Genomic DNA, 18,904 nt, shown 5'->3' with positions numbered 1-18,904 from the left:
CCGGGCTTACTTCGCGGCCACCAGATCGTATTCGACCTCGTGCTCGTCGCCGGCCGAGTGGTCGTCGGCCTGCACGACATACTTGAAGTTCACCTTCTCGTAGGAGATCGAGATTTCCTCGGAGACCAGCTCGTTCGAGCTTTCCTCCGGGGCGTTCTGCGCCATCTTGTAGGAAGAGATGATGCAGTTCTCCAGCGTGATGATCAGGTAGTCGAGATGCGCGTCGCCCGAGTCCTTGCGGGCGGTGAAGACGATCTCGGGGAAGGACTTGCCCTTGGCGCAGGCCAGCATCAGGTAGGGCGAAGCCGCGTCGAGCCATTTGTTGAAGGTGAAATCCGACAGCGTCGCCCGGCCGCGGGTGCGGCCCGAGCCGACCGAGGAGGACGACATCTGCTGCGCGTTGAACTGGACGCCGAAGACGTCGATCTCTTTCTCGTGGTCGGCGCGGCGGGATTCGCCGTCGATGCCTTCGATCTTCAGATAACCGGTGAAAGCCATTGTCTTGCCCTTTCAAATGTTGGGGTCGGTTGGAAATTTCCCCCCGCCCTGCGGCGGAAGGCCTTGAATGCCTTGCCTGCGGCCCCAGGCACGGGGCCGCGGGTCCGGGGCGCGTCAGACGCCCTTCACCGAAGGCAGCTCGGACACGAGCCGCAGGCTCGCGTTGATGCCTTCCAGCTGGTAGTGTGGCCGCAGGTAGAAGCGGGCGTTGTAATAGCCCGGGCGGCCCTCCACGCTGTCCACCCGCACCTCGGCCATCGCCAGCGGACGCTTGGCCTTGGCCTTGTCGTCGGCCATGGCGGTGTTGGCCAGCACGTAGCGGTTGATCCACTCCGACAGCCAGACCTGCATGTCGTTGCGTTCCTTGAACGTCCCGATCTTGTCCCGCGCGATGGCCTTCAGGTAATGCGCGAAGCGGCAGACCGGGAACAGGTAGGGCAGGTTCGCCGACAGCCTTTCGTTCGCCTGCGCGTCCGGGTCGACCAGCCGGCCGGCCCGCGCTTCATCGTCCTGCAAGGAATGGGCGCCGATGAAGGCCGCAAGGTCGGTGTTCTTGCGGTGCAGGATCGGCATCATCCCCAGCTTCGCCAGTTCCGCCTCGCGCCGGTCGTCGATGGCGATCTCGGTCGGGCATTTCATGGCGATGGAGCCGTCGTCGGTCGGGAAGGCATGGACCGGCAGGTTGGTGACGGTGCCGCCCGATTCAACGCCGCGGATCTGGGTGCCCCAGCCGTAAAGCTTGTGGCTGCGGTTGATGTTCACCCCCATGGCGAAGGCGGCGTTCATCCAGACATAGTGGTCGTGCTTGCCGTCGATGGCTTCCTCGAAGGCGAAGCCCTTCACCGGCACGGTGTTGGCGCCATAGGGCAGCCGCCCCAGCACCCGCGGCATGGCGAGGCCGATGTAGCGGGCGTCCTCCGACTCCCGCAGCGACTGCCAGCTGGCGTATTCCGGCGAGGAGGTGATCTGCTTCAGGTCCTGCGGGTTGGGCAGTTCCTGCCAGCTTTCCATGCGGAAAAGCTGCGGCGCCGCCGCGGCGATGAAGGGCGCATGGGCCGAGGCCGCGATGCCCGAGATATTGCGCAGCAGCCCCACGTCGCGGGGATGGTGGCTGAACTCGTAGGCGCCGATCAGCGCGCCGTAGGGCTCGCCGCCGAACATCGAGTATTCCTCGGAGTAGAGCTTCTTGAACATCGGGGACTGGTCCCACATCTGCCCCTCGAAGTCCTCCAGTTGGTCGGCCAGCTGATCCTTGGTGATGTTCAGCACCCGGATCTTCAGCTTGCTGTCGGTCTCGGTGTTGTTGACCAGGTAGTGCAGGCCCCGCCAGGTGCCCTCCATCTGCCGCACCTCGGGCGCGTGCAGAATCTCGTTCATCTGGGTGGTCAAGAGCTGGTCGATCCCGGCGATCAGCGACTTGATCGACTTCACCGCATTGCCGGAAATCGTCGCGGTGCCCGACCGCTCCTGCGCCGCCAGCGCCAGGTTCTGCACCAGCTTCTTCAGCTTGGCCGAGCCGTCGTCCTTGACCCGGAAGTCCTTTTCCAGAAGGTCGTTGAATTCGCCAAGGTCGATGGCCTGGGCCTCGGCCACGCCCGCCGCGCCTGCGGCCTTTTCCGTGTCGGCCATTATTCGGTGCCTCCCTGATCCTTCATCGCCTCGGTCGCCACCTGCTGCAGCAGCGGCTCGTTCTGCAGAAGCTGGGCGATGCGCTTCTCGGCATTCACCTTGCCGTCCATGTAGCTGAGCAGTTCCTCCAGCTGCTTGCGCATCGCCAGAAGTTCGGCCAGCGCCGGCACCTGCTCGGCCACCTTGTCGGGGGCGAAGTCGCCCATCGACTTGAACGAGAGGTCGACGAACATCTCCTCGTCGCTTTCCTCGCCCTCCTTGCCGGGCAGGGTGTTCTTGACCCGCGCCTTCACCCGGGGCGAAAGCGCCTCCATGAACTTGTTGAAGCGGCCCGCGTCCACCTCGACGAAGTTGCGGTCGTTCGGGGCCTTCTGGGCCTCCTTCGTCTCGGACGACCCCGCAAGGTCCGCCATCACCCCCATCACGAACGGGAGCTCGATGGTGGTCGGGCTGCCGTAATGTTCCACGTCATAGGCGATCTGCACGCGGGGCGCGCGGTTCCTCTCGATGACTTTTGCCTTGCTCTCGCTCATGGCTCATTCTCTCCCGGGCTTGTTCTTTTCATCGAATACCCCGGCGACATTGCGGAATTCCTTCAGGCCGCTGGGGGCAATCTCTTCCATCAACTGCATGAAATTCATCGACACCATCTTCCGCATCCGGCGGGCCAGATGCGGCAGCGGCGACGAGGGTTCGGTCCGTTCGTAAAAGTCGATGATCAGGTCCAGCATCCGCTCCACATCGCGGCGGCTGTTGACCTGGCCGGGCAGCGCCGGCGCGGCGGCGGCGGGCGCGGGCGCCGTTGCAGCAGGGGCGGATGGCATCGCTTGGGCCTCCTGTGCAGGGGCGGCGGTTGCGGCGGTTGCGGGGGCCGACACGCCGTCCAGCGTCTGGCCGATCCGGGTCAGGAACTTCTCCAGCGCCGTGAAGCGCACGCCCATGTCGTTCTCGGTCACGTGCGGGGCCAGCGCCGCCTCCAGCGCCGCCAGCGCCGCCCTGGCCGCGGCCAGCGATTCCTTCAGCGCCGCCATCTCCTCGGGCCGTTCGGCGGCGGTCGCCCGGCAGCCCGCCGTCACCCGGTTCAGCCGCGCCTCGTGCGCCGCCACCAGCTCGGCCAGCTCCTTCTCGCCCAAGCCGCTCGGCGCCTCGTTCAGGAAGGCGGAGCGGGTCAGCGCCCCGGCCGCCAGGTCGCCGCCGGTGATCGGGCCGATGCCGCGCGGCGACAAGAGCGTGACGAATTCCAGATCGCCCAGAACCCCGCCGTCGGGGTTCTCCAGCTGGAACAGCGCGTTCACCCGCCGCAGCGCCGCCTCGCGCTTCGAGGCCGAGGGCCGCAGCGCCGGATGCAGCGTCTCCCAATGCCGGGCGACGTTCTCGGTGATCAGCTTCAGCCCCTCGGCCACGCCCTGAAGGCCGTTCTCGTTGGCCCAGAGCCGGGCGACGATCACCAGGAGCCGCAGGTCCCGCCCGGTGGCGGCCAGCGCCTGCGCCTCTTCGGCCAGATCGGACCAGTCCAGCTCCACCGCGCCGGTGCCGCCCTGCTCGACCAGCTGCAGCCGGGCGGGGCGCGATGCCGCCTGCAGCCGGTTTTCAAGTGCATGGAACCGCGCGTCGTTCCGCAGGTCCGACCCCGACGGAGAAGACGGGTCCACAGACGCAAGGAAAGGTGCAATGTCCATTCAACAACGCCGGTATAAAACTATCGAAATTAAGCCAAAGACTGGCAGAGCCATACGATTCTTGCAACCTACACCTGCCCCCCGACCCGTCAAGGTCGGGATTCGAGTATGCGGGAGGCGAAGCCCAGGATGTTCCCCGGACGCTCGGCCTGCACCGCCGCCAGCGCCTCGGCCAGAGAGGCCACCGACTCCTGCCCCGGGCGGCGGGTGTCGAACAGGTCCTTCCGCGCCACGAAGGCGATGATCTCGCTCTTGCCGTAGTCGGTGTCCTTGATCTGCATGGCGATCCGCTTCGGCTCGGCCCGCTTCTCGTCCGGGCTGAAGATCACCCGGACGCGGCGGGTGCCGCCCTCGACCACCCCGATCCTGGCGATCTCGTTCTCCTCGTCGTTGACGTTCGGCAGCAGGTTGTAGACCGAGCCGTCGGTGTCCACCGCCATCACCCAGAGTTCGCCCTCGGCGATGCTGGCCGGGACCAGCACGTCGACGACCGGGAAGTCGCCGGTGTGGAACACGCCGGTCAGGTTGGCCTCTCCGGTCGCGCCCTGCCCCATCCAGATCGAGATGCTGTTGCTGGCCAGGTCCGGCAGGGCGCCGCGCACCCGGCAGAGATGGTCGTTCAGCACGTTCAGCGCCACCTGCACCTTGCGGTCGCCGATCACCGGCTCCAGCGCCGCGGTGATGCCGTCGCCCAGGCCCGAGGCCACCGCATCGCCGGTGACGGTGATCGTCGCCCCCATCGGATAGCCGCCGGAGGGCGGGTCCAGCTGCGACAGCGGCCCGCAATTGCCCAGGGGGTCCAGCACCTGCTGCACCACCGCCGGATCGAGAAGCTTCGGCCCGGCCAGGATGTCGGTCTTCAGGGTGAAGCCGTAGGTGGCGGCCCAGGAGTCCAGCGCCGCGCGGATCGCCTGCGCCTCGGCCGTGCCGGGGGCAAGGCCGCTGACCCCGGCGGCGGTGTCGGAAATCTCGATCCGCCAGCCTTCCAGCCCCTTGGCCGCGGCGAAGGCCGCCGCCGCGCCGCTGGCCCAGGTCTCGGTCGGCATACCGTCGGCCAGCGTCACCGCATCCGCCTCGGGCTCCGCCCCCGCCAGGGTGGCGAAGCCCAGCCGGATCGCCGCCGCCGCCGCCTCGTCCGGCGCATGGGCGGTCAGCCGCGGGATCGCCAGCCCGCCGCCCGCCGTGGCCGCCATGGCATAGGGCGAGACGACCGGCAGCGGCTCCTCGAACAGGGCCGCGATCCGTTCCTTCACCCCGTCCAGCATCCCCATATACCAGGCCCCGCCGCCGCCCGCCGCCAGCAGGAGCACCAGCAGCAGGACCACGAAACCGCCGCCGCCCCGCTTCTTCGGCGCGACCATCTCGTGGCGGGTCGGCGTCCTCGTCGGCGGCGCGGCACGGGTGGCCCGCTCCGGCGCCGGACCCTTCAGCACCTTGCCCACCTGCTCCACCACCGCCGCGGCCGAAGGCGCGCGGTGCGGCAAGGCCGGTTCGGTCAGCCAGTCGATCAAGCCCTTCAAGGGCTCCGGCACCCCGGCGGTGTCCAGCTTCTCCTGCTTGCGCCGGATCATCTCGCCCGGGGTCATGCCCGCAAAGGGCACCTGCCCCTTCCAGGCCGCCAGCAGCAGCGCGCCGAGGGCATAGAGATCCGACCGCGCCTCGGCCTTGCCCTCCATCTGCTCGGGTGCGGCGTATTCGTATTTGCCGGCGAAATCGTTGCCGACGATGGTCCGCGCCCCCGCCCCGGTGTCCTTGGCGATGCCGAAGTCGATGATCGTCGCCTTCTCCGGGCTGCCGTCGCGCAGGATCACGTTGTCGGGCGACAGGTCCCGGTGGACGATCCCCTGCCCATGCGCCGCCACCAGCCCCTCGGCCACCCTGTGCGCGATGATCATCAGCTCCCGCGGCTCCAGCCGCCGCTTCAGCATCTCGTCGGCGATGGAGGGGCCGGCGATGTAGTCCATCACCAGGAAGACATGGCCCTGGTCCGAGCGCGAGCATTCGGTGTAGCGCACCACCGCATCGTCGCGGATGTCGCGCATCTGCTCTTCCCGTCGCATCAGCTCGATATAGCCTTCCTGGCCCGAGAACTGCGCGTTCAGCGCCTTGATCGCCACCACCCGGCCGGAAATCAGGTTGCGCGCCCGGTAGACCTCGCCGGTGCCGCCGCGGCCCAGCACGCCCTCGATCTCGTAGGTGTTGTTCAGGATCTGGCCCCGGTGGAAGATGTCGCCGGGCAAAGCATCAATCATCGTCTTCAACCTTCCGGGGGCGGAAAACCCGACGCCCCTCGCAAAACTGTCGCAAAATGCCTGGGCCTAGACTAGACTGAGTCTCGGCGGAATTCCTGCCCTTTTTTGCTCGTCTTCTTGAACTCTCGAAATTTGAAAGGGCGCCCAATGGCCCAGCGCGGATCTCCCGAAACCGTCAAGCGCAAGGAACTGGTCGGCAAGCTGAACCCGACCTGCCTGAAAGCCTTTTCCGAGGCCGCGGGGGCCGCGAAGTCCCGAGGCAACCCTTACGTCGAACTCGCGCATTTCATCGACGCGCTGTCCCGCACCGAACGCACCGATTTCGACATCCTCTGCCGCTCGGCCGGGATCGACGGCGCGCGGCTGGAGGGCGACATCCAGCGGTCCCTCGACAAGCTGCCGCATGGGGCTTCGGCGGTCGAGGAATTTTCCGACCACATCTTCCACGCCATCCGCGAGGGCTGGACCTACGGCAAGGTGGAACACGACGACGATCAGGTCCGCTCCGCCTGGGTGATGATCGCGGCGATGAAGACGCCGGTGCTGGAGGGCCTGCTCCTCAAGATCAGTCTGGAATTCGACAAGATCGACCCGGAAAGCCTTGAGCCGGCGCTGAAGGACCTGCTGCAGGACTCGGTGGAATCCCCTGTCTCCCCCGCCGCCGCCGCGCCGGAGGCCGGCGCGAAGCCGCAGGGCGGCAAGTCGGCGCTGGCGCAATATGCCACCAACCTGACCCAGCGGGCGAAGGACGGCAAGATCGACCCGGTGATCGGCCGCGACATGGAAATCCGCCAGATCATCGACATCCTGATGCGCCGCCGCCAGAACAACCCGATCCTTACGGGTGAGGCCGGGGTCGGCAAGACCGCGGTGGTGGAGGGCTTCGCCCTGCGGCTGGCGCGCGGCGACGTGCCGCCGCAGCTGCAGGCGGTGGACCTGCACATGCTGGACATCGGGCTGATGCAGGCGGGCGCCAGCGTGAAGGGCGAATTCGAGAAGCGGCTGAAGGCGGTGATCGACGAGGTGCAGTCCTCGCCCAAGCCGATCATCCTGTTCATCGACGAGGCGCATACCCTGATCGGCGCCGGCGGGGCTGCAGGCACCGGCGATGCGGCGAACCTGTTGAAGCCGGCGCTGGCGCGCGGCGAGTTGCGCACCATCGCCGCCACGACATGGGCCGAATACAAGGAGCATATCGAGAAGGACCCCGCGCTGACCCGCCGCTTCCAGGTGGTCAAGGTCGAGGAACCTTCGGAAGACGCCGCCATCCGCATGGTCCGCGGCATCGCCGCCGTGCTGGAGAAGCACCACAAGGTGGAAATCCTCGACGAGGCGATCCAGTCCGCCGTCCGCCTGTCGCACCGCTACATCCCGGCGCGGCAACTGCCGGACAAGGCGATCTCGCTGCTGGATACCGTCTGCGCCCGCGTCGCGGTCAGCCAGCACGCCACCCCGGCCGAGGTGGAGGACATCGAGCGCCGGTTGCAGGCGCTGGAGGTCGAGGCCGCGATCATCGCCCGCGAACAGGCGGTCGGCATGGACACCGGCGACCGCGGGCCGGAGACCGAGGCGGCGCTGGAGGCTGCCCGGGCCGAGTTGGAGGCCGCGAAGGCCCGCTGGGACAGCGAGAAGGCGCTGGTGGACGAGGTGCTGGACCTGCGGGCGAAGCTGCGGGCCGAGGGGCTGGCGGTCGATGACACCGCCGACCCGCCCGCCGAGGAGGGCGAAGCCGAAGGCGACGCAACCGACGAGGCCCCGCAGCACATGACGGCCGAGGAACGCGCCGCCACGCTGGAAACCCTGAAAGCGAAACAGGCGGAACTGTCGAAGCTGCAGGGCGAGCGCCCCCTCATCCTGCCCTCGGTCGACCGCATCGCTGTGGGCTCGGTGGTGCAGGACTGGACCGGCATTCCCGCCGGGCGGATGCTGGCCTCGCAGGCCGAGCAGGCGCTGAACCTCGCCTCGATCCTCGCGCAGCGGGTGGTCGGGCAGGACCATGCCATGGGCATGATCGCCAACCGCATCCAGACCAGCCTTGCCGGCCTCGGCGCACCGGAGAAACCCGTGGGCGTGTTCATGCTGGCCGGGCCCTCCGGCGTCGGCAAGACCGAGACCGCGCTGGCGCTGGCCGAAACGCTGTTCGGCGGCGAGCAGAACCTGATCTCCATCAACATGTCGGAATTCCAGGAGGCGCATACCGTCTCCACCCTCAAGGGCGCCCCCCCGGGCTATGTCGGCTACGGCAAGGGCGGCATCCTGACCGAGGCCGTCCGCCGCCGGCCCTATTCGGTGGTGCTGCTGGACGAGGTGGAAAAGGCCCACCCCGACGTGCACGAGATCTTCTTCCAGGTCTTCGACAAGGGGATGATGGACGACAGCGAGGGCCGCCGTATCGACTTCAAGAACTGCCTGATCCTGCTGACCACCAATGTCGGGTCCGAGGAGATCATGGCGATGACCGAGGACGGCCGCAGCGGCGCCGACCTGGAGGAGCTGACCGCCAGCCTCCGCGCGCCGATGCTGAAGACCTTCCCCGCCGCCCTCTTGGGCCGGATCGTGACGATCCCCTACTACCCGCTCTCCGACGCGATGATCGAGGCCATCGCCGGCCACAAGCTGCGCGGCATCGCCCGGCGGCTGGAAAAGGGCCACGAGGCCGAACTGGTGATCGGCGAGGGCGTGATGGACCAGATCAAGGCCCGCTGCACCGAGCTGGAATCCGGCGGCCGGATGATCGACGCCATCCTGACCAACACCCTGCTGCCCGAACTGTCGCGGCAGGTGCTCAACCGCAAGCTGGAGGGAACGCCGCTGACGCGGGTCACCGTCACCGGCACGCCGGACGGTTTCGCCTACGCCTTCGAGTAGCGGCCATGCTGATCCGCACCTCAACCCGCTACCTGTCCCAGTTCACCATGGGGATGGACGGGACGGGCCGCGAATACCTGTCGCTGGTGGTCAAGGGCACCTTCGACTTCCCCGAGCCCGGCGGGGTGGCGAAACGCGCGAAGGAGCAGCGGCCGCTGGTCTTCGCCGACGAATACACCGGCGCCCCCGGCTTCTCCGCCCCGCTGTGGGAAACCGACTTCGCCTTCCGCAAGGCCCGTTGCGACGTGGTGGCGCAAGGCGCGGCCTATGCGCCGAACGGCCAGCCGGCGGAACGGGTGCGCGTCGGGCTGCGGGTGGGCGACTGGGTGAAGCAGTTCGACGTGGTGGGGCCGCGGCAATGGCGCACTCTCGGGCCGTCGATCACCGCCACGCGGCCCTATCCCTTCACCCGTCTGGCCTTCGGCTACGACACCGCCTTCGGCGGGCCGGACCGCTCGATGGAGGGCAAGGGCACGCCGCCGGTCTTCGCCGAGAACCCGGTCGGTCTCGGCTATGCCACGGCGCGGGCGGGCAGCCGGATCGACGGGCTGGACCTGCCGCTGACCGAGGACCCCGCCGATCCCGTCGCCTCGCCCTTCGGCGCGCATCGCCCGGTGGCGCTTGGCCCGATCGGCCGGGCCTGGCCGCAGCGGACGCGCTTCGCCGGCACCTATGACGACAACTGGAAGGACAACATCTTCCCTTTCCTGCCGCCGGATTTCGACGAGCGCTATTACCAATGCGCGCCCGAGGACCAGCAGATCCCGCCCCCGGCGCCCTTCACCCCGGTGGTCGTCGTCGGCCTCACCCCGCGGGGGCGCGAGGAATTCCGCCTGCCCGACACCGACCTGCCGGTGAAGATCTTCCGCGGCCGCGACCTGGCGCTGGACACCAGCCTGCGCCCCGACACGCTGGCCTTCGACTGCGAGGCCCGGCAGCTCTGCCTGACCTGGCGCTGCGAGGCGCCGATCCTGCGGCATCTGACCGAGTTCTCCGAAGCCTGGGTCGGCACGCCCTCGCGCGGCCTTGCCCGCGCCCATGCCGCCGGGAAGGCCTATCGCGTCCTCGAACCCGCGCTGCGCCGCGAGGGAGAGGCGGCATGAGCAGCCTGCATCTCCGCGCCGCCGGCATGGTCACCTGCGTCGGGCTGGACGCGGCCTCGTCCTGCGCGGCGATGCGCGGGCGGCTCGACGGCTTCGCCGAGACCCGCTTCATGGGGCCGGACGCCGAATGGCTGGTCGGCGCCGCCGTGCCGCTGCCGCGCAACTGGATCGGGCTGAAGCGGATGGCGCATCTGGCCGCGGGCGCGCTGTCGGACCTGCGCCGCCAGCACGCCGCCGCGCTGGAGGGCGCGCCGATCCTGCTGTGCCTGGCCGAGGAGGCCCGCCCCGGCCGCCCCATCCCCGACCCGGCGGCGCTGGCCCGGCTGGTGGCCGAGATCCTGGGCCTGCCGGCCCTGCCCCGGCTGCAGGTGATCGCCCACGGCCGCCCCTCGGGCTTCGTCGCGCTGGACCGGGCGCGGCGGCTGATCGCGGCGGGAGAGGACCCGGTGGTGATCCTGGGCGTCGACAGCTACCTGACCGCGCAGAGCGTGGCGCATTACCTGGCCGAGGGGCGCCTGCTCGGCCCCGGCAATGCCAACGGCTTCATCCCGGGCGAGGCGGCGGCGGCCGTCCTCTGCACCGCCGCGCCGGGGCCGCTGCGGCTGACCGGCCTCGGCCTGGCGCGCGAGGTGGCGCATATCTACAACAAGGCCGACAAGGACGGCCTGGACCTGCCGCTGCGCGGCGACGGCATGACGCGGGCCTACCAGATCGCTATGGACCAGGCGCAGGTCGACCTCGCCCATGTCGAATACCGCATCTCCGACCTGATCGGAGAGCAGTATTTCTTCAAGCAGGCCGCGCTGGCCAGCCTGCGCCTCGAACGCGGCCGCACCCCGTTCCAGGACCTGTGGAGCCCGGCCGAGAACCTGGGCAACATCGGCGCCGCCGTGGTGCCGGTGATGCTGGCGCAACTGCTGACCGCCGAGGCCCGCGGCTATGCCCCCGGCAGCCCTGCGCTGATGGAGGGCTCGGGCGACGACGGCGCCTGCGGGGCGGCGGTGTTCCATGCTGTAAGGAGGGCTGCCTGATGGCCGATGTCTATGCCAACGGGCTGGAAATCTCGGGCAAGGCCGTCGATGCCAAGACCATCGCCGCCTTTCCCGACGTCTGCTTCACCCCGCCGCAGACCCCGGCGACGCCGCCGGGGGTGCCGATCCCCTACCCCAGCTTCGGCATGGCCTCCGACACCGAAAGCGGCACCTCGACCGTGTTCATCGGCGGCAAGACGGTGAACATCAAGAACAAGTCGGACGAGAAGAAGACCAGCGGGACCGAGGCCGGCTGCGCCCCGAAGAAGGGGGTCGTCACCTCGAAGAACACCGGCAAGAAATACTTCAACAGCTGGTCGCCCGACGTGAAGTTCGAGGGCGAGCCGGTGATCCGCATGTCGGACCTGGCCACCCACAACCACGCCTCGCCCATCGGGAACACGCCGACCTGGCCCGAAGTCGCCAAGTTCTCGCCCAGCAACCTGGATTGCGAGAAGATCCTTGCCGAATTCACCCCGCACCGGCACGGCAGCGGGACCTGCCCCGAAGGCCATGAATCCGAGCATTTTGTGCAGAACGAATATCTGCAATACGAGCGCGGCGTCGAAACGGCGCCGCAGTTCGAGAACTACACCACCAACGATGCCCCCTGTATCTGCATGGAATCCTACACCAAGCACACCTCGGGCAAGAAGAAGGGCAAGTATACCGGCAAGAAGACCGGCTCGCCGCACAATCTGAAGACGCGCCAATGCAACGCCGCCATCCGCGCGCGCAAATCGACGCCGACGCTGGGCGAGGTGGTCAAGGATTGCTGCAAGGCCGTGGTCGAGAACGATCCGCGCTGCAAGGACGACAAGAAGAAGCAGAAGGAAGTGGGCGAATGCCTCGAAGCCCTGTTCATGGCCTATATGGACAAGGCGGTGAAGCAGAAGGACCCGAAGAACTCGGCCAAGAAAGCGGCGAAAGAGCCGATCGCCTGGGAAGTCAACCCTGATCCAACCAAGATGTGGGTGCGCGCATGACACGAGGACCGAAATACGCCAGGGCCACCGACCTGCCGGACGAGCTGAAATCGGTCGGCGCGATCAATGCCTACGAGATCGGCCCCGATCTGGTGCGCGTCGCCTGCCAGCTGTCGGACGAGGACGAAACCGTCGGCCAGCTTGCGATCCTGCATGTCTCGATGACGACCGGCGCGGTGGCGATCGAGAAGATCTTCGACGACATCTACATGTCCTTCCAGTCCGACCGCGGATTGCGCGACATCCTTCTCGTCGTCGGCAACATCGTCCAGGTCCGGGCCGAGGGGGGCTGGGATTTCAACCTGCTCGAGTCCCGGTTCCTGATCGAAGCCTTCACGCTTGCGGATCAGGCCGACTTCGCCTTCGGCAGCGACGGCGACATCTTCCGCCGCCTGCCGGGCGGGGTCTGGCTCAAGGACCCGGTGCCGACGGACAACCGCATCATGGCCATGCACGGCACCTCGCTGGCCGACCTCCACGCCGTCGGCGGTGCCGGCACCATCCTGCGCGCCGAGGGCGCCGGCTGGCGGCAGATCGACGCCGGCCTGGGCCGGGAATTGCGCTGCGTCCTGGTCGAGGGGGATGCGGTGACGGTCGCCGGCGACCGCGGCGTGGCGGGGCAGTTGCGCGGCGACGAGTTCGTCCATTTCGAGACCGGGATCGAAAGCGACATCCTCTCGGTCTGCCGGTTCCGCGGCGATCTCTATTTCGCCGATTCCGAATTCGGCGTCCATGTCCTGAAGGGAACCGCCTTCGAGCCGGTGCTGGAATACGGCTATGTCTACCGGCTGCAACCCGGCCCGGAGCGGATGACCGCAACCTCGGCCGAGACGATCCTACAATTCGACGGCACGGGCTGGCGCGCCATCGAGCTTGGCCATTCCGCAACCTACACCGCCGAACCCGTGGATCTGGAGGAGGAATAGGATCAGGCGGAGGGCGTCCCCCGCTTCTCCGCCAGATATTCCCGCACCTTCGCCAGGTCCAGTTCCGCCACCCGCAGACGCTCGGCCCCCGGCTGCAACATGCGGATCACGAACAGCTCCCCCGCCTCGGGATATTCGGCGAAACGGTCCCGGGCCAGTTTCATCCCCTCGGCCCCGGCGAGGCGCAGCCCGTCCAGATGCGCCTCCAGCCGCTCCAGCAGGCGGGAGAGGCGCAGTTCGTCCATCTCCGGGTTCTCCTCGGGGTGGAGCAGCGCCTGGTCGTAGACCGTCCACAGGAAGGCCGCCTGCTCGGCGTGCTGGCGCAGGATATGGGGCAGGACGGGGACAGCGGACACGGCGGCCATCTCAGTTCAGGTTCACCGATCCGCCGCGGATGCGGTTCGACCGCGCGGCATGGCTGACCAGATCGGTGCCGCGGATGGTGATGTGCCCGTCCGCCTCCATCACGATGGAGGACCGGCCGACCCGCAGCTCGATCCGTTCCTTTGCGGTCAGCCGCAGCATCTGGCCGTCCGCCACCACCAGCGGCGCGGCGTCGTCGCGTGCGGGCTCCACCAGCTTGCCGACGATCAGCGGGCGCATCCGGTCGCCCTCCTCGAACAAGAGCGCGACCTCGGCCCCCACGTCTTCGCCGGCCAGCCGGGCCAGGCTGCGGGCGGGGATCGCCTCTTCCTTCGGGTTGCCGGGGAAGACGACCAGCGGCGCGGCGCCCCGGAAGCCGAGGATCATCCCGATCACCACGCCGTCCACGGTCTTGTGTTCTGCAATCATGGCGCCAATCCCTCAATCAATGCCGGCATCCTACACCGGAATGGTGCGGCGGGCGACGGTTTTGCGTGCATCCGCGCAAATCCCCCGGAATTCCCGACCCCGCGCCGCTGCCGCTTGTATTCGGCCCGGCCGGCCCTATTCTGCGGGCAACAACCCTCATCAGGTGCCCATCGTGCTGCGCAAGACCCTTCTCTCCGGCCTCTTCCTCTCGCTGTCGCTGCCCGCGCTGGCGGCGCCCTGCTCCGATACCGGCGGCAAGTATGAGGAATGGAAACCCGTCATGGCCGAGGAGGCCCGCGCCGCCGGCGTCGGCGACAGGGGCATCGCCGCGCTGATGGCCTCGTCCTATTCCAAGGCCACCATCGGCGCCGACCGCAACCAGAAGAGCTTCAAATACAGCCTGGAGAAGTTCATGTCGGTGCGCGGCGCCGACACCATCGTCAGCCAGGGGCGGTCGAAACTGAAGAAGAACAGGGCCTTCTACGACGCTCTTGAAGCGCAGTATGGCGTCCCCGCCGGCGTGCTGCTGGCGATCCACGGCATGGAGACCGGCTTCGGCGGCTTCATGGGCGACACCAATGTCGTCTCCGCCATCGCCACCCTGACCTACGACTGCCGCAGGTCCGAATTCTTCAAGCCGCACCTGATCGGGGCGCTGATGCTAGTGGATCAAGGTTCGATAACGTCAAAGACAGTGGGCGCCAAACATGGCGAGCTGGGGCATACCCAGTTCCTGCCCGGCAATGCGCTGCGCTATGGTGTCGACGGCAACGGCGACGGCCGGATCGATTTCGCCAATGTCACCGATGCGCTGGCCTCGACCGCCAACTACCTGCGCCAGAAGGGCTGGAAGCCCGGCAAGGGCTATCAGGAGGGCGAACCGAACTTCGCGGTGATCAAGGAATGGAACGCCGCCACGGTCTACCAGCAAGCCATCGCCATCATGGGCAAGCGGATCGACGGCTGATCCCGATAAATTCCTGTGCCGACAGGGGGCTTGACCACCGCCTTCGCCGCGGACAAGCCTTCCGCCCATGGCCCCCGCCCCCTTCCAGCTGATCATCTTCGACTGCGACGGCGTCCTGATCGATTCCGAGATCATCTCGGCGCGGATGCTGATCGCCGCGCTGGCCGACCGCGGGGTGCGGATCGACCTGCCTTATGTCGCGCGCCATTTCCTCGGCCGCAGCTATCCGGTGGTGATGCAGACCATCCGGCAGGACTTCGGCCTCGACCTGCCGCCCGCCTTCGAGGAGGACTATCGCGAACGGCTGCTGGAAGGCTTCCGGCAGGGGCTGAAGGTCATTCCGCATGTGGGCGCGGTGCTGGACGACCTCGGCACCCCCTGGTGCGTCGCCACCTCCTCCTCGCCGCGGCGGGCGGAGATGTCGCTGACGCTGGTCGGGCTCTGGCCGCGGGTGGCGGAGCGGCTTTACACCGCCAGCCAGGTCGCCCGCGGCAAGCCGGCGCCGGACCTGTTCCTGCACGCCGCCGCCCGGATGGGGGCAGACCCGGCCCGCACGCTGGTGATCGAGGACAGCCTGACCGGGATCGAGGCCGCCCGCGCCGCCGGGATGCAGGTCTGGCGCTTCACCGGCGGCAGCCACATGGGCGCCGACCTGCCGGAGGAGCCGCCCGAGGCCCGGCCCCACTTCCGGTTTGCATCCTTCGCGCAGTTCTTCCAGATTGCCCCCGACCTTCGGAGACAAGGATGAGCCGCGACAGCGACCCCAGCCCGCAAGACGAGGCCGCCCGCGCCGGCTGGCTGTCCTATGTCGGCGGGCTGACGCAGGACCAGATCGCGGCGGAGCTGGGGATCAGCCGGCAAAGGGCGCAAAGGCTGGTCAGCCGCGCCCGCGACGAGGGGCTGATCCATGTCCGGCTGCACCACCGCATCGGCGCCTGTCTCGACCTGGAGACCGCGCTGAAGGACCGTTTCGGCCTGCAACGCGCCCGCGTCATGCCCTCGCTCGGCCCCGGCGCCGATCCGGTCCGCGCCATCGCTCCCGCGGCGGCGGCGGAGCTGGAGCGGTTCCTGAACATGGAGGCGCCCTTGACCATCGCCCTCGGCACCGGCCGCGCCCTGCGCGGCATGGTCGACGCGATGGAGGCGATGGACGCCCCGCGCCATCGCCTCGTCAGCCTGATCGGCAACATCGCCCCCGACGGCTCGGCCTCGTTCTTCGACGTGGTGATGCGGCTGGCCGACAAGGTGCAGGCGCCGCATTACCCGATGCCGGTGCCGGTGATCAGCCCCACGCCCGAGGAACGCGCCGCCTTCCATGCCCTGCCCCCGGTGGCCCGCGTCGCCGACCTGGCCCGCAACGCCGATGTGGTCTTCGTCGGCGTCGGCCAGATGTCCGACGACGCGCCGCTTCTGAAGGACGGCTTCCTGACCCGCAGCGAGCTGGACGAGATGCAGGCCGCCGGCGCCACCGGCGAGGTGGCGGGCTGGATCTTCGATTCGGAGGGCAATTACCTGGATGTCGGCACCAACCGCCGCACCGGCGGGGTGCGCGTCGCCCCGGGGCTGGGCCGCCCCGCCATCGGCATCGCTGCGGGCGCATCCAAGGTGCCCGCCATCCGCGCCGCGCTGAAATCCCGCATCATCAACGGCTTGGTGACCGACGAACCCACCGCCGCCGCCCTGCTGTCGCTGTCCTGACCGCTGCACCTGCGGCGGAGATGGGGGCTTGACGATTCGGGGGATGATATGAGCATTTACTCATTCAGTGATGAATTGCTCATTCACTCTGAGGGAGGACTACCAATGACGCTTTCGCTTCGCGCGCTGCTCGGCGCGACGGCGCTTGCCGCTTTCGGCAGCGCCGCGCTGGCCGAGACCACGATCACCGTCGCCACCGTCAACAACGGCGACATGATCCGGATGCAGGGCCTGATGGACGACTTCTACGCCAAGCACCCCGACATCAAGGTCGAATGGGTGACGCTGGAAGAGAACGTGCTGCGCCAGAACGTCACCACAGACATCGCCACCGGCGGCGGCCAGTATGACGTGATGACCATCGGCACCTACGAGGTTCCGATCTGGGGCAAACAGGGCTGGCTGGTGCCATTGGACGACCTGCCCGCCTCCTACGACGTGGACGACCTGCTGCCGCCGATCCGCGGCGGGCTGACCGTCGACGGCAAGCTGATGGCCGCGCCCTTCTACGGCGAGTCGTCGATGGTGATGTATCGCAAGGACCTGATGGAGGCCGCCGGCCTGACCATGCCCGATGCGCCGACCTGGGCCGACATCGAGAAGGCCGCCGCGGCGATGACCGACAAGTCGAAAGAGCAATACGGCATCTGCCTGCGCGGCAAGGCCGGCTGGGGCGAGAACATGGCCTTCCTGACCGCCATGTCCAACAGCTTCGGCGCCCGCTGGTTCGACGAAAACTGGGTGCCGCAGTTCGACCAGCCGGAATGGAAGGCGACGCTGGACACCTACCTGCACCTGATGAACGAATACGGTCCCCCCGGCGCGTCGAACAACGGCTTCAACGAGAACCTGACCCTGTTCCAGCAGGGCAAGTGCGGCATGTGGATCGACGCCACCGTCGCCGCGTCGTTCGTGACCGGCAAGGATTCCACCGTGGCCGAGCATGTCGGCTTCGCGCTGGCGCCCGACAACGGCCTCGGCAAGCGGGGCAACTGGCTGTGGGCCTGGTCGCTGGCGATCCCCGCCTCCAGCCAGAAGCAGGACGCGGCCAAGACCTTCATCGACTGGGCGACCAACAAGGATTACCTCGCGCTGGTGGCGGGCAAGGAAGGCTGGGCCAACGTGCCTCCGGGCACCCGCACCTCGCTCTATTCCAACGAGGAATATGCCAAGGTGCCCTTCGCCAAGATGACCATCGACTCGATCAACTCGGCCGACCCGAATGCGCCGACCGTCAAGCCGGTGCCCTATGTCGGCGTGCAGTTCGTGGCGATCCCCGAGTTCCAGGGCCTCGGCACCACGGTGGGCGAGATCTTCTCGGCCGCACTGGCCGGGCAGAAGACGGCGGACGAAGCACTGGCGGAAGCCCAGGCCGCCGTGGCGGATGAAATGACCGCCGCGGGCTACATCCAGTAAGCTCCCACGGGCCCGGCCTCCTCCAGGCCGGTCCCGCACCTTGACGGGGGCGCCCGTTCCTCACGTCCGCGCCCCCGTTTTTCCGCAAATCCCCCGACCCCGGCGCCCGCCCCGTTCCCGGAGACCCGCCCGATGTCCACGCATTCCACCCGCCTCGCCTCGCGGCTGATGGTGGCCCCCTCGGTCCTGCTGCTGTTCGTCTGGATGGCGGTGCCGCTGGCGATGACGCTGTATTTCTCGTTCCGGCTGTATCGCCTGCTGTCGCCGGACCGCACCGGATGGGTGGAGATCACCAACTACAAGTGGTTCTTCAAGGCGCCCGACTTCTGGCTGGCGCTGTTCAACACGCTGGCGCTGGTCGGCGGCGTGCTGGTGATCACCGTGGTTCTGGGCACCCTGATCGCGCTCTTGATCGACCAGCCGGTGAAGGGGCAAGGGGTGCTGCGCATCCTGGTCATCGCGCCCTTCTTCGTGATGCCGCCCGTCGCCGCCTCGATCTGGGAAAACCTGTTCATGCACCCGCAGAACGGGCTGTTCGCCGCCGCCGCCAATGCCCTTGGCGCCCAGCCGATCCTGTTCCTGGAGAAATACCCGATGTCCTCGGTCATCGGCATCACCGCCTGGGAATGGCTGCCCTTCGCCACGCTGATCCTGCTGACGGCGCTGCAATCGCTGTCTTCCGAGCAGCTGGAGGCCGCCGAGATGGACGGCGCCGGGGCATTCAGCCGCTTCCGCCACATCATCCTGCCGCACCTGACCCGCGCCATCACCGTGGTGGTGCTGATCGAGACCATCTTCCTTCTGGGCATCTTCGGCGAGATCTACACCACCACGCAAGGAGGGCCGGGATCGGCCTCCACCACCCTGCCCTACATGATCTTCAAGCAGGCCATCGTCGCCAAGGACATCGGCCGCGCCGCCGCCGGGGGCATCATCGCGGTGATCCTGGCCAATATCGTCGCCTATTTCCTGATGCGCGGCCTGGGGAGGAATCTCGATGCGTGAAACGAACCGGATCGCGCCGCTTCCCGCATCGAACCCCGCCCCGGACCTGATCGG

Annotated in this window: 17 protein-coding genes; 10 read left to right on the top strand and 7 right to left on the bottom strand. The window is 68.0% G+C overall.

The window, feature by feature from the left end; all coding sequences use genetic code 11:
• Window positions 1-6: 6 nt before the first annotated feature.
• From G5B31_RS12645 to G5B31_RS12625, 5 genes are all read right to left on the bottom strand, one after another.
• Window positions 7-498 carry a type VI secretion system tube protein Hcp gene (locus tag G5B31_RS12645; protein ID WP_165018203.1) on the bottom strand — a complete coding sequence of 164 codons (492 nt, stop codon included), beginning with the start codon at window positions 496-498 and terminating at the stop codon, window positions 7-9.
• 114 nt (window positions 499-612) lie between these two features.
• Complete coding sequence (tssC, locus tag G5B31_RS12640; protein WP_165018201.1) at window positions 613-2,127, bottom strand: type VI secretion system contractile sheath large subunit; 1,515 nt, start codon at window positions 2,125-2,127, stop codon at window positions 613-615.
• Window positions 2,127-2,660: a type VI secretion system contractile sheath small subunit gene (gene tssB / locus G5B31_RS12635; RefSeq protein ID WP_165018199.1), complete on the bottom strand. Its 534-nt coding sequence runs from the start codon at window positions 2,658-2,660 to the stop codon at window positions 2,127-2,129. The genes tssC and tssB overlap by 1 nt, the downstream gene beginning before the upstream one ends.
• Window positions 2,661-2,663: 3 nt before the next feature.
• Window positions 2,664-3,806, bottom strand: a complete 1,143-nt coding sequence (locus G5B31_RS12630) for an ImpA family type VI secretion system protein (protein ID WP_165018197.1) — start codon at window positions 3,804-3,806, stop codon at window positions 2,664-2,666.
• Between the two features lie 89 nt (window positions 3,807-3,895).
• Entirely contained in the window at window positions 3,896-6,058 is a 2,163-nt protein-coding gene (locus G5B31_RS12625) for a serine/threonine-protein kinase (RefSeq protein ID WP_165018195.1), read from the bottom strand.
• 147 nt (window positions 6,059-6,205) lie between these two features.
• Here G5B31_RS12625 and tssH point away from each other — a divergent pair, with 147 nt between their 5' ends.
• Genes tssH through G5B31_RS12600 form a run of 5 tightly spaced genes read left to right on the top strand, consistent with a single transcriptional unit; the run spans window position 6,206 to window position 12,972 of the window.
• Window positions 6,206-8,926 (top strand): type VI secretion system ATPase TssH, encoded by a 2,721-nt coding sequence (gene tssH / locus G5B31_RS12620; protein WP_165018193.1) that lies wholly within the window; start codon window positions 6,206-6,208, stop codon window positions 8,924-8,926.
• Between the two features lie 5 nt (window positions 8,927-8,931).
• A complete protein-coding gene (locus G5B31_RS12615; protein ID WP_165018191.1) occupies window positions 8,932-10,029 on the top strand; it encodes a DUF2169 domain-containing protein in 1,098 nt (365 codons plus the stop codon).
• The gene (locus G5B31_RS12610; protein ID WP_165018189.1) at window positions 10,026-11,060 is read left to right on the top strand and encodes a 3-oxoacyl-ACP synthase; all 1,035 of its coding nucleotides are present in this window, start codon (window positions 10,026-10,028) and stop codon (window positions 11,058-11,060) included. Before G5B31_RS12615 ends, G5B31_RS12610 begins: the two co-directional genes overlap by 4 nt.
• Complete coding sequence (locus G5B31_RS12605) at window positions 11,060-12,046, top strand: DUF4150 domain-containing protein (RefSeq protein WP_205911925.1); 987 nt, start codon at window positions 11,060-11,062, stop codon at window positions 12,044-12,046. Before G5B31_RS12610 ends, G5B31_RS12605 begins: the two co-directional genes overlap by 1 nt.
• Window positions 12,043-12,972: a hypothetical protein gene (locus G5B31_RS12600; RefSeq protein WP_165018187.1), complete on the top strand. Its 930-nt coding sequence runs from the start codon at window positions 12,043-12,045 to the stop codon at window positions 12,970-12,972. Before G5B31_RS12605 ends, G5B31_RS12600 begins: the two co-directional genes overlap by 4 nt.
• 2 nt (window positions 12,973-12,974) lie before the next feature.
• Here the strand turns inward: G5B31_RS12600 and G5B31_RS12595 are convergent, their stop codons facing one another.
• Both G5B31_RS12595 and G5B31_RS12590 read right to left on the bottom strand, forming a co-directional pair.
• On the bottom strand, window positions 12,975-13,328 hold the full coding sequence (locus G5B31_RS12595; RefSeq protein ID WP_165018185.1) for a hypothetical protein: 354 nt from the start codon (window positions 13,326-13,328) through the stop codon (window positions 12,975-12,977).
• Between the two features lie 10 nt (window positions 13,329-13,338).
• Window positions 13,339-13,764, bottom strand: coding sequence for a DUF6484 domain-containing protein (locus tag G5B31_RS12590; protein ID WP_165018183.1), 426 nt, complete (start codon window positions 13,762-13,764; stop codon window positions 13,339-13,341).
• Between the two features lie 175 nt (window positions 13,765-13,939).
• On the opposite strand from G5B31_RS12590, the gene G5B31_RS12585 reads away from it, so the two are divergent.
• The 5 genes from G5B31_RS12585 to G5B31_RS12565 all read left to right on the top strand — a co-directional run bounded on the left by G5B31_RS12585 (window position 13,940) and on the right by G5B31_RS12565 (window position 18,850).
• Window positions 13,940-14,731: a lytic transglycosylase domain-containing protein gene (locus G5B31_RS12585; RefSeq protein WP_165018559.1), complete on the top strand. Its 792-nt coding sequence runs from the start codon at window positions 13,940-13,942 to the stop codon at window positions 14,729-14,731.
• A gap of 67 nt (window positions 14,732-14,798) precedes the next feature.
• A complete protein-coding gene (locus G5B31_RS12580; protein ID WP_165018181.1) occupies window positions 14,799-15,479 on the top strand; it encodes an HAD family phosphatase in 681 nt (226 codons plus the stop codon).
• On the top strand, window positions 15,476-16,429 hold the full coding sequence (locus G5B31_RS12575; protein ID WP_165018179.1) for a sugar-binding transcriptional regulator: 954 nt from the start codon (window positions 15,476-15,478) through the stop codon (window positions 16,427-16,429). Before G5B31_RS12580 ends, G5B31_RS12575 begins: the two co-directional genes overlap by 4 nt.
• 105 nt (window positions 16,430-16,534) lie before the next feature.
• Window positions 16,535-17,845, top strand: coding sequence for a sugar ABC transporter substrate-binding protein (locus tag G5B31_RS12570; RefSeq protein ID WP_165018177.1), 1,311 nt, complete (start codon window positions 16,535-16,537; stop codon window positions 17,843-17,845).
• A 132-nt stretch (window positions 17,846-17,977) separates the two neighbouring features.
• A complete protein-coding gene (locus G5B31_RS12565) occupies window positions 17,978-18,850 on the top strand; it encodes a carbohydrate ABC transporter permease (protein WP_165018176.1) in 873 nt (290 codons plus the stop codon).
• Window positions 18,851-18,904 lie beyond the last annotated feature (54 nt).

It is taken from the genome of Rhodobacter sp. SGA-6-6, from assembly GCF_011043545.1.
Classification (GTDB): domain Bacteria; phylum Pseudomonadota; class Alphaproteobacteria; order Rhodobacterales; family Rhodobacteraceae; genus Pseudogemmobacter.
The sequence above is the reverse complement of the archived record's forward strand: the minus strand, read 5'-3'. Positions and strand labels throughout refer to the sequence as shown.